Consider the following 9786-nt stretch of genomic DNA (forward strand, 5'->3'; position numbering starts at 1 on the left):
CTATGCCAATAAAAAGCAAAGCACCCCGGCCGCAGGAGTTTGCGGCGGTTGATCTCGGTTCGAACAGTTTTCATATGGTTATCGCGCGCGTTGTCGACGGCGCGATGCAGATTATCGGCCGTCTGAAGCAGCGCGTTCATCTGGCCGATGGGCTGGATGAAAACAACATGCTGAGCGAAGAGGCGATTGAACGCGGGCTGAGCTGCCTGTCACTGTTTGCTGAACGCCTACAGGGGTTCTCCCCTTCCAGCGTTTGCATCGTGGGCACTCACACCCTGCGTCAGGCGGCTAACGCCACCGAGTTTCTGACGCGTGCAGAAAAAGTGATCCCTTACCCCATTGAGATCATCTCCGGGAACGAAGAAGCCCGTCTGATTTTTATGGGCGTAGAGCACACCCAGCCTGAAAAAGGCCGCAAGCTGGTTATCGATATCGGCGGCGGCTCTACTGAGCTGGTGATCGGTGAAGACTTTGAACCTCGCCTGGTTGAAAGCCGTCGCATGGGCTGCGTGAGTTTTGCGCAACAGTTCTTCCTCGCCGGGACCATCAACCGTGAGAACTTCCAGCGTGCCCGCCTTGCAGCGGTGCAGAAGCTGGAGACGCTGGCATGGCAGTACCGTATTCAGGGCTGGAATTTTGCCATGGGCGCGTCAGGCACCATCAAAGCGGCGCATGAAGTGCTGGTCGAGATGGGCGAAAAGGATGGGTTTATCACCCCAGAGCGACTCGAGATGCTGGTTGAAGAGGTGCTGAAGTATAAGAACTTCAATAGCCTCAGTCTGCCGGGCCTGTCGGAAGAACGTAAAGGCGTGTTCGTTCCCGGGCTGGCGATTCTCTGCGGCGTGTTTGATTCGCTGGCGATTAAAGAGCTTCGTCTTTCCGACGGCGCGCTGCGTGAAGGCGTGCTGTATGAAATGGAAGGCCGCTTCCGTCACCAGGATGTACGCAGCCGCACCGCGCAAAGCCTGGCAAATCAGTACAACATCGACCGTGAACAGGCGCAGCGCGTACTGGAAACGACCATGCAAATGTACGATCAGTGGCTGGAGCAGAACCCTAAACTGGGCAATCCGCAGCTGACCGCACTGCTGAAATGGGCATCGATGCTGCATGAAGTCGGGCTGAATATTAACCACAGCGGTATGCATCGCCACTCTGCCTATATTCTGCAAAACAGCGACCTGCCGGGCTTCAACCAGGAGCAGCAGTACCTGATGTCGACGCTGGTTCGTTTCCACCGTAAGGCGATTAAGCTCGATGAGCTACCGCGCTTTACGTTGTTCAAAAAGAAACAGTTCCTGCCGATGATTCAGCTACTGCGCCTTGGCGTGCTGCTGAATAATCAGCGACAGGCAACGACAACGCCGCCGACGCTGAAGCTGACGACGGAAGCGAACCACTGGACGCTCTGCTTCCCGCACGACTGGTTTACCCAGAACGCGCTGGTGCTGCTCGATTTGGAAAAAGAGCAGCAGTATTGGGAAAGCGTCACCGGCTGGTTGTTAAAAATCACTGAGGAGCGGGAGCCCGACGAAGTCGTCGCCGCCTGATTCACACGCCGCTGTTTCCGCTACCGCCAGCTCCTCCAGGGGAGCTGGCTTGCCAATACCGTACCCCTGCAAATAATCAATCCCCAGCGCAATTGCCGCCGTGCGAATCTCTTCGTTCTCGACGTATTCCGCCACTACCCGCATTTTCTTCATCCGCGCCAGATGGCAGATAGACGAGACAATCTGGTAATCCAGGCTGCTGGTCGCAATATTGCGGATAAAGCTGCCGTCGATTTTCAGAATATCGGCGCTAATATGCTTGAGACGCGCGTAGCTGGCATAGCCGGTACCGAAGTCGTCAATTGCCACCCGACAGCCCAGATCCTGAAGTTCATGCAGCGTTCGCCGCGCCTGATCGGCGTTAACCAGCGAATGGCTCTCGGTAATTTCAAAGACCAGCTGCCAGGCCTCAATACTGTACTCTGCCAGAAGGTCTTTAACCTGCTGAGAAAACCCGGTTCCGCTCGCGGTTGATGGCGAGAGATTCAACGCCAGACGCATACCCGGATTGCTCTTCCGACGACTCGCCATAAAGCGCAGCGTATTTTCCAGCACCCAAAGATCGATACGCGACGCCATGCCAAACTCATAGGCAACGGGCAAGAACAGCAGCGGTGAAATCAGCTCGCCATCGTCACCCAGCATACGCAGCAGGACTTCGTGATAGTCATCGCCACGCACGCCGACAATCGGCTGCGCCATCAGGCGGAAACCATTGTTTTCCAGCGCCTGCTGCACCCTTACCATCATCGCAATCTTATCTTTCAGCTCCTGCTGCAGATACTGCGCGCCACGGCGCTGCAGGTTTTCCGGCCGATTGGTGACCAAAGAGAGCTCTGCCACCGTATTCAGCTCGCCTAGCATTAAAGAGAGATGAGAGATCGGCGAATGAATATAGCAGTAGCTGACCCCAACCTGCGGCTGGAGCGGCATCCCATTCCAGCTGTAGCGGAATTGCTGTATATGGGCATACAGGTCGTCAAGGCGATCTTTGTAGGATTCGGTATGCAACAGCATCGCCAAATCGCTACCGGTGAGCTGGTACACGTCCTCGCCGGGGCGAAGTACATCGCAGATATATTTAGCCAGATTCTGCTTGTAGTTAATGCGCAGCATAATGCCGTAGTGGCGCGTCAGTACTTCGAGGTCCGGCATCCGCAAAAAACAGAGTACCGACCAGGGAGTATGGTTAATCGCTCGGCTCAGCGCACGCATATTGGGCAAGCTGACAACCGGGTCGATAAACGCAATACGGCGTACGCGCTCATGAATCGCCCGCTGACGGCTGGAGAGCATCGCCATGTACGCGATAATAAACGAGAAAATAAGAAAGCTGGATGACGTAATCGCCATCTGCACGCTGTAGCCCGCGCTTCGAGGAACAAAGTGGTAATGATAGTGGATAGCCACAATCAGCATCATCGTCCAGACCACCGAGATAAAGCGGTAGCCAAAACGCATTGCGCCCCAGAGCATCACCGGCAGCAGCAAAGATATCGTGTAGTTCGTACTAAAAATCGAGCTCGCTTTCGTCAGCGGAGACATCAGCATCGAAAAGATGCCGGCAACCATTACCGCCCAGACCAGCATCTCCAGCCCTGTCACCTTAGGATCGAAATCGCGTCGAACCTGCGATAAAAAGCTGCGGAAGTAGTTAGGATTACGGATTAAGCGAATCAGCAAATAGCACAGCGGTACCCCCGTGAGATACCCCATCAGCAGCGACTGATAGTTAATTAAATTACGCTGGGTCAGCGGCGAGGCCCACGCCGTATTCCTCTGGCTCGGGTAGAGCCCCAGGTATAAGGTAAACTGCAGCAAAAGCAGGAAAATCGTCGCCGGGATGAACATCTGCCAGAACAGCCTATACGCCATCAGCCGTGTATCGCCATGCGAGACCATCTTTCTCTGCTGGTTAAAAAACTGATAGCCTCCCCACGCCACTATCGTCGGAATGAGGAACTGTAGCGCGATGCCCAACTTTTCAACGAAGTGCATATCTTTCGTCAGATAGCAGCCAATACCGGCAATCAGACCAGGCAGTGCTTTCCAGCTAAAAAACAACATCATGCAAAGCATAAAAGGCAGAGGAAGGTAATAAAGATAAGTCCTGGCACCGCCAATATAGGTATATGTATTAGCAATTTTGATAACGGGTAACACAAGAAGAGGCAATATCAGGGGTAGCCCCCACCATTCATCTCGATATTGCTTATATAATTTACAGAAATTCATAGATGCTCTAAGGATACCCCAAATCCGGCTGGGTATTTTCAGACAGGCATCCAACCTGGCTTAAAAAGGCCGCGATAGAAGCTATTACGCGGGTCAGGCGAAGATTTTAGTTATCGGTTACGAATGAAGTTTGATATGAGTCAACAAATAGCACACATCAAAACATTAATTTTCTATTTTTAGGTCTATCGCCAATTATCAACGCTAGCTTGTGAATACGAATAATATCTTATATAACATTAATTAATGTTTTATCTGACGGTTCTTTACATTCACCGCAATTGACCCCCGCCCCTCTCTGTGCCTTAATGTACCCATCGCCCGTCTATGGGTATAACAAAAGGACCCCTTTGTGAGCCAGGTTACCAGCCTACGCAAGCGACACCGATTTAACGGTCGAATGACCCGAATCGTACTGCTTATCAGCTTTATCTTCTTCTTCGGACGCTTCGTCTACTCCTCTATCGGTGCGTGGCATCACCACCAGGACAAAAAAGAATCCCAGCAAAGCAGCCTGTCGCAAAAGACGCCTCCCGCACAAACAGACGTTCGTTAACGCCCTGCACCCACCATTTTTTTACACCGAGATTCCTTACCGGATGGCTAACAACCCGACTTTTAACCATCCGGTAAGGAATTTGGCTACCCCGCTTTCTGGCTGAACCCCGATCTTTATCTTCCGATATTGGAAAAAAACTAATTCCAGCACAATTACACAAACTTTTCTTTTTCTACAGTCGCAACATGCCGCGCTGATTTTTTACAGCCCAGATAAAGAGCATAAAAAAGAATCAGTAAGCGCACTAATAATCACCAAGGCATAACTCAAAAATCACCCCAATATATAAAAAATTTATATATGTTTTGAATATTTAATTGTTTTACCCACTATTAACTTTAACGCGACAGGGTTTGAGCATGACTGGTTTTACGTTATTTCCAAAAATAAAAAGCGGCCTGGAGTGGATGTCAGGGCACAGTGACGCCGTTATCCAGTTTGGCTGGAACATCGTTGCCGCGATTATTCTATTATTTATCGGTAAATTTATATCCCGTGTGCTCTCCCGTGGCCTGGAGAAACTGCTGTTAAAGCGCAAGGTTGATATCACCATTGTGCAGTTCTTTACCGCACTGGTGCGTTACATCACGCTCGCCTTTTCCGTGGTCGCCGCGCTGGGTCGCCTGGGCATTGAAACATCCTCCATCATTGCGGTCATCGGTGCTGCGGGTCTGGCCGTTGGTCTGGCGCTGCAAAGTTCGCTGTCAAACTTTGCCGCCGGCGTGATGCTGGTCTCCCTGCGTCCTTTCCGTGCCGGTGAAGTGGTGCAGATTGGCACCATGACCGGCACCGTTGAGAAGGTCCATATTTTCTCCACCACTCTGCTTACCGGTGACAGTAAAGAAGTGGTTATCCCGAACGGTAAGATCATCGCCGACAACATCATCAACTACTCACGTCACCCATTCCGCCGTATCGATCTGGTCATTGGCGTTGGCTATCAGAGTCGTATCGCTGATGTGAAAAGCGTGATTACGCACATCATCGAACAGGATAAACGTATCGACCAGAACCGGGGGACGACCGTACGTCTGGGTGAGCTGGGAGCCTCATCGCTGAACTTCTACGTTCGCGTGTGGGTACGTAACGCCGAATACTGGAACACCTATTACGATCTGCTGGAAAACATCAAAGAAGCGATGGATGCCAATCACATCGACCTTCCGTACCCGCAGATGGATATTCGCGTGGAGAACGTCACCAACCGGCCTCAGCGACAGCTGCACCGGGTAGGCTAACTGCCGTCTCCCCTCTTTTCAGAGGGGAGTATTCCACTCATGCTGCTGTAATAACCGGATAACTTCCGTTATCCCTTTACTGCGAATTGTATCCTGACGCAGCACCACACCCAGCTGACGATAAAGCAGCGGCGACAGCGACTGAACATGCAGCCCTTCACTATCGTAGCGACGCGCAACGGCCATACGCGGAATAATGCTGTACCCCAAACCTGCGGCCACCATTCGTTTAATGGCTTCAATGCTGCCAAGCTGCATCACGGGTGTCACCTGCAACCCGGCCTGCTGAAACCAGCCATCAATCAGCGTGCGCGTCCCGCTCCCGGCTTCAAAGACAATCAGCGGTAGGCTGATGATATCTACTGTACTGGCACTTATCGTTGCGGGGCTGGCGGTGTCGATTGCGCTGTGCCAGGCTAGTCGCACAATAAAAACGCGCGATGAACAACCTTATCGACAAGGATAATCCCCATGCATCTGCAATCCGAACATCTCACCTTACGCCCGGCAACGGCAGACGATCTCGATGATCTTTATCGCATTTACGGTGACCCGGCGACCAACACCTTTAACCCCGCAGGCCCGCATGCAGATATCGCATATTCGCGCCAGGTGCTGGCGGGGTGGCTTGAACATATTGAAAGCTATGGCTACGGCAACTGGGCGATTAGCCTGCGGGCAAACCCGCAGCGAATCATTGGTTTTGGTGGTATACGCATTGTCGATTATCCCGACTTTACGGTGAACAACCTGGGGTATCGTTTTTCCCCCGAAGCCTGGGGCAAAGGCCTGGCAACCGAGTTTGCCCTGCTGGCTATCGATTACGCATTCAACGTGCTGAAGCTGGAAGACGTGGTGGGCATCGTGCGCAAAAACCACCTTGCCTCGCAGAAGGTGCTGCTAAAGTGCGGGCTGACGTTGGTGCGGGAGATTGATGATGTTCCGGGGAAAGAGCCGAGCTTAATGTTCAGGCGGTTACGTGGGTAAGAAGCAGCTATAAAAAAAGCCTCTGCTAGCAGAGGCTTTTTAACGTCACTACCGCAGGAACATTATTCCCACTCAATTGTAGCCGGTGGCTTACCGCTGATGTCATACACCACACGGGAGATGCCGTTGACTTCGTTGATGATGCGGTTGGATACGCGGCCGAGGAAATCGTACGGCAGGTGCGCCCAATGTGCCGTCATAAAGTCGATGGTTTCGACAGCGCGCAGGGAGACAACCCAGTCGTACTTACGGCCATCGCCCATCACGCCAACGGAACGGACCGGCAGGAACACGGTGAACGCCTGGCTCACTTTGTTGTACAGGTCGGCTTTGTGCAGTTCTTCGATGAAGATAGCGTCCGCGCGACGCAGCAGGTCGCAGTACTCTTTCTTCACTTCGCCCAGCACGCGAACGCCGAGGCCTGGACCCGGGAACGGGTGACGGTACAGCATGTCGTACGGCAGGCCCAGTTCCAGACCAATTTTACGCACTTCGTCTTTGAACAGCTCACGCAGCGGTTCAACCAGACCCATCTTCATCTCTTTCGGCAGGCCGCCCACGTTGTGGTGAGATTTGATGACGTGCGCTTTACCGGTAGCGGAAGCCGCAGATTCGATAACGTCAGGGTAGATAGTGCCCTGCGCCAGCCACTTAACGTCTTCCAGCTTCAGCGCTTCTTCATCGAAGACTTCAACGAACACGCGGCCGATGATTTTACGTTTGGCTTCCGGATCGTTTTCGCCTTTCAGCGCATCGAGGAAGCGTTGCTCACCTTCAACATGAACGATGTTCAGACCGAAGTGGTCGCCAAACATATCCATCACCTGCTGCGCTTCATTCAGACGCAGCAGACCGTTGTCGACGAACACGCAGGTCAGGTTTTTACCGATTGCGCGGTGCAGCAGCATCGCGGTCACGGAAGAGTCCACGCCGCCGGACAGGCCGAGGATCACTTTATCGTCGCCAACCTGCTCACGGATGCGGGTAACGGCGTCGTCGATAATTTTCTCTGGGGTCCACAGCGCTTCACACTGGCAGATGTCGCGTACAAAACGTTCCAGCATACGCAGACCCTGACGGGTGTGGGTCACTTCCGGGTGGAACTGCACGCCGTAGAAGCGTTTTTCCTCGTGCGCCATAATGGCGAACGGGCAGGTCTCGGTGCTGGCAACGGTGACAAAGCCTTCTGGGATGGCAGTCACTTTGTCGCCGTGGCTCATCCATACGTCCAGCAGCGGTTTGCCTTCAGCGGTCAGGGAGTCTTCGATACCGCGGATCAGCGCGCTGTCGGTCTGCACTTCAACCTGCGCGTAGCCGAACTCACGCTCGGTGGAGCTTTCAACGTGACCGCCAAGCTGCATTGCCATGGTCTGCATGCCGTAGCATACGCCGAAGACCGGCACGCCAGCGTTGAACACGTACTCTGGCGCACGTGGGCTGTTTGCTTCGGTGGTGCTTTCCGGGCCGCCGGAGAGGATGATACCGCTCGGATTGAACTCACGGATTTGGGCTTCAGTAACATCCCATGCCCACAGCTCACAATAGACGCCCAGCTCACGTACGCGACGTGCAACCAGTTGGGTGTACTGGGAACCGAAATCAAGGATGAGAATGCGATGTTTATGAATATTGTCTGTCATTTGACATTAATTCCGAGGCAAGTGAAACAATAACAAAGCGCCCGGTGAAAACCGGGCGCGGAAACTTATCAGGAGCCCATGCGGTAGTTCGGGGACTCTTTGGTGATGGTCACGTCATGAACGTGGCTTTCCTGGATACCCGCGCCGCTGATACGCACGAATTCAGCCTTCGTACGCAGCAGGTCGATGGTACCACAGCCGGTCAGCCCCATACAGGAACGCAGGCCGCCCATCTGCTGGTGAATGATCTCTTTCAGGCGACCTTTATAGGCTACGCGGCCTTCGATACCTTCTGGTACCAGTTTGTCGGCAGCGTTATCGCTCTGGAAGTAACGGTCGGAAGAGCCTTTAGACATCGCGCCCAGGGAGCCCATACCACGGTAAGATTTGTAAGAACGGCCCTGGTAGAGTTCGATTTCGCCCGGGGATTCTTCGGTACCTGCCAGCATGGAGCCTACCATCACGGCAGCAGCACCTGCGGCGATCGCTTTGGCGATGTCACCGGAGAAACGGATGCCGCCGTCGGCGATAACCGGGATACCGGTGCCTTCCAGCGCTTCAACCGCGTCAGAAACGGCGGTGATCTGCGGTACACCTACGCCAGTTACGATACGAGTCGTACAGATGGAACCAGGACCGATACCCACTTTAACCGCGCTGCAACCGGCTTCAGCCAGGGCACGAGCGCCTGCGCCAGTTGCCACGTTGCCGCCGATGATCTGCAGGTCTGGGTATTTTGCACGGGTTTCACGGATACGTTGCAGAACGCCTTCGGAATGGCCGTGGGAGGAGTCAATCAGCAGGACGTCAACGCCCGCCGCAACCAGCGCATCAACGCGGTCTTCGTTGCCCGCACCCGCACCAACCGCAGCGCCTACGCGCAGACGACCTTTCTCATCTTTACAGGCGTTTGGTTTACGTTCTGCTTTTTTGAAGTCTTTAACGGTGATCATGCCCAGCAGGTGGAAGCTATCGTCAACCACCAGCGCTTTCTCTACGCGGCGTTCATGCATTTTAGCGAAGACCACTTCACGTGATTCACCTTCGCGAACGGTAACAAGGCGCTCTTTCGGCGTCATATAAACGCTCACCGGCTGGCTCAGGTCGGTCACGAAGCGCACGTCACGACCGGTGATGATACCGACCAGTTCGTTTTCTTCGGTCACAACCGGGTAGCCCGCGAAGCCGTTACGCTCGGTCAGTTCTTTCACTTCAGCAAGCGTCGTGGTTGGCAGAACGGTCTGTGGGTCGGTAACCACACCAGATTCGTGTTTCTTCACGCGGCGAACTTCTTCCGCCTGGCGCTCGATGGACATGTTTTTGTGGATAAAACCAATGCCGCCTTCCTGTGCCAGGGCAATTGCCAGGCGCGCTTCAGTCACGGTGTCCATTGCCGCAGAGAGCATAGGAATGTTCAGGCGAATCGTTTTAGTCAGCTGGGTGCTGAGGTCAGCAGTGTTCGGCAGAACGGTAGAATGAGCGGGAACGAGGAGGACGTCGTCAAACGTCAGGGCTTCTTTTGCGATACGTAGCATGGGCAATATCTCACCTGGGAGGTTATTAAATATTGCCGCGGC

7 protein-coding genes and 1 pseudogene are annotated in these 9786 nt (G+C 53.7%); 4 read left to right on the plus strand and 4 right to left on the minus strand.

The window, feature by feature from the left end:
* Positions 1-2 precede the first annotated feature (2 nt).
* Entirely contained in the window at positions 3-1550 is a 1548-nt protein-coding gene (gene ppx, locus RDN66_RS08225) for an exopolyphosphatase (protein ID WP_035891441.1), read from the plus strand.
* Here the strand turns inward: ppx and RDN66_RS08230 are convergent.
* A complete protein-coding gene (locus RDN66_RS08230) occupies positions 1503-3785 on the minus strand; it encodes an EAL domain-containing protein (RefSeq protein WP_202217452.1) in 2283 nt (760 codons plus the stop codon). The genes ppx and RDN66_RS08230 overlap by 48 nt on opposite strands.
* 352 nt (positions 3786-4137) lie before the next feature.
* Between RDN66_RS08230 and RDN66_RS08235 the strand changes: the two genes are divergently transcribed.
* Positions 4138-4341 (plus strand): YfgG family protein, encoded by a 204-nt coding sequence (locus RDN66_RS08235; protein ID WP_072011319.1) that lies wholly within the window; start codon positions 4138-4140, stop codon positions 4339-4341.
* A gap of 362 nt (positions 4342-4703) precedes the next feature.
* Positions 4704-5582, plus strand: a complete 879-nt coding sequence (mscS, locus tag RDN66_RS08240; protein WP_035891439.1) for a small-conductance mechanosensitive channel MscS — start codon at positions 4704-4706, stop codon at positions 5580-5582.
* 18 nt (positions 5583-5600) lie between these two features.
* Here the strand turns inward: mscS and RDN66_RS08245 are convergent.
* Positions 5601-5930, minus strand: a pseudogene (locus tag RDN66_RS08245) (LysR family transcriptional regulator substrate-binding protein); the annotation flags it as partial.
* A 123-nt stretch (positions 5931-6053) separates the two neighbouring features.
* On the opposite strand from RDN66_RS08245, the gene RDN66_RS08250 reads away from it, so the two are divergent.
* Positions 6054-6569: a GNAT family N-acetyltransferase gene (locus tag RDN66_RS08250; RefSeq protein ID WP_202217451.1), complete on the plus strand. Its 516-nt coding sequence runs from the start codon at positions 6054-6056 to the stop codon at positions 6567-6569.
* A 62-nt stretch (positions 6570-6631) separates the two neighbouring features.
* On the opposite strand, the gene guaA is transcribed toward RDN66_RS08250, so the two are convergent.
* A complete protein-coding gene (gene guaA, locus RDN66_RS08255) occupies positions 6632-8209 on the minus strand; it encodes a glutamine-hydrolyzing GMP synthase (RefSeq protein ID WP_035891432.1) in 1578 nt (525 codons plus the stop codon).
* Between the two features lie 68 nt (positions 8210-8277).
* Positions 8278-9744, minus strand: a complete 1467-nt coding sequence (gene guaB, locus RDN66_RS08260) for an IMP dehydrogenase (RefSeq protein ID WP_035891430.1) — start codon at positions 9742-9744, stop codon at positions 8278-8280.
* Positions 9745-9786 lie beyond the last annotated feature (42 nt).

The sequence above is a fragment of the uncultured Kluyvera sp. genome, from assembly GCF_902485085.1.
Classification (GTDB): Bacteria; Pseudomonadota; Gammaproteobacteria; order Enterobacterales; family Enterobacteriaceae; genus Kluyvera; species Kluyvera ascorbata.

Bases quoted from the DNA above. Each gene is read 5' to 3' on its own strand.
- ppx (WP_035891441.1), top strand. From the start codon at position 3: ATGCCAATAAAAAGCAAAGCACCCCGGCCGCAGGAGTTTGCGGCGGTT.
- RDN66_RS08230 (WP_202217452.1), bottom strand. From the start codon at position 3,785: ATGAATTTCTGTAAATTATATAAGCAATATCGAGATGAATGGTGGGGG.
- mscS (WP_035891439.1), top strand. From the start codon at position 4,704: ATGACTGGTTTTACGTTATTTCCAAAAATAAAAAGCGGCCTGGAGTGG.
- RDN66_RS08250 (WP_202217451.1), top strand. From the start codon at position 6,054: ATGCATCTGCAATCCGAACATCTCACCTTACGCCCGGCAACGGCAGAC.
- guaA (WP_035891432.1), bottom strand. From the start codon at position 8,209: ATGACAGACAATATTCATAAACATCGCATTCTCATCCTTGATTTCGGT.
- guaB (WP_035891430.1), bottom strand. From the start codon at position 9,744: ATGCTACGTATCGCAAAAGAAGCCCTGACGTTTGACGACGTCCTCCTC.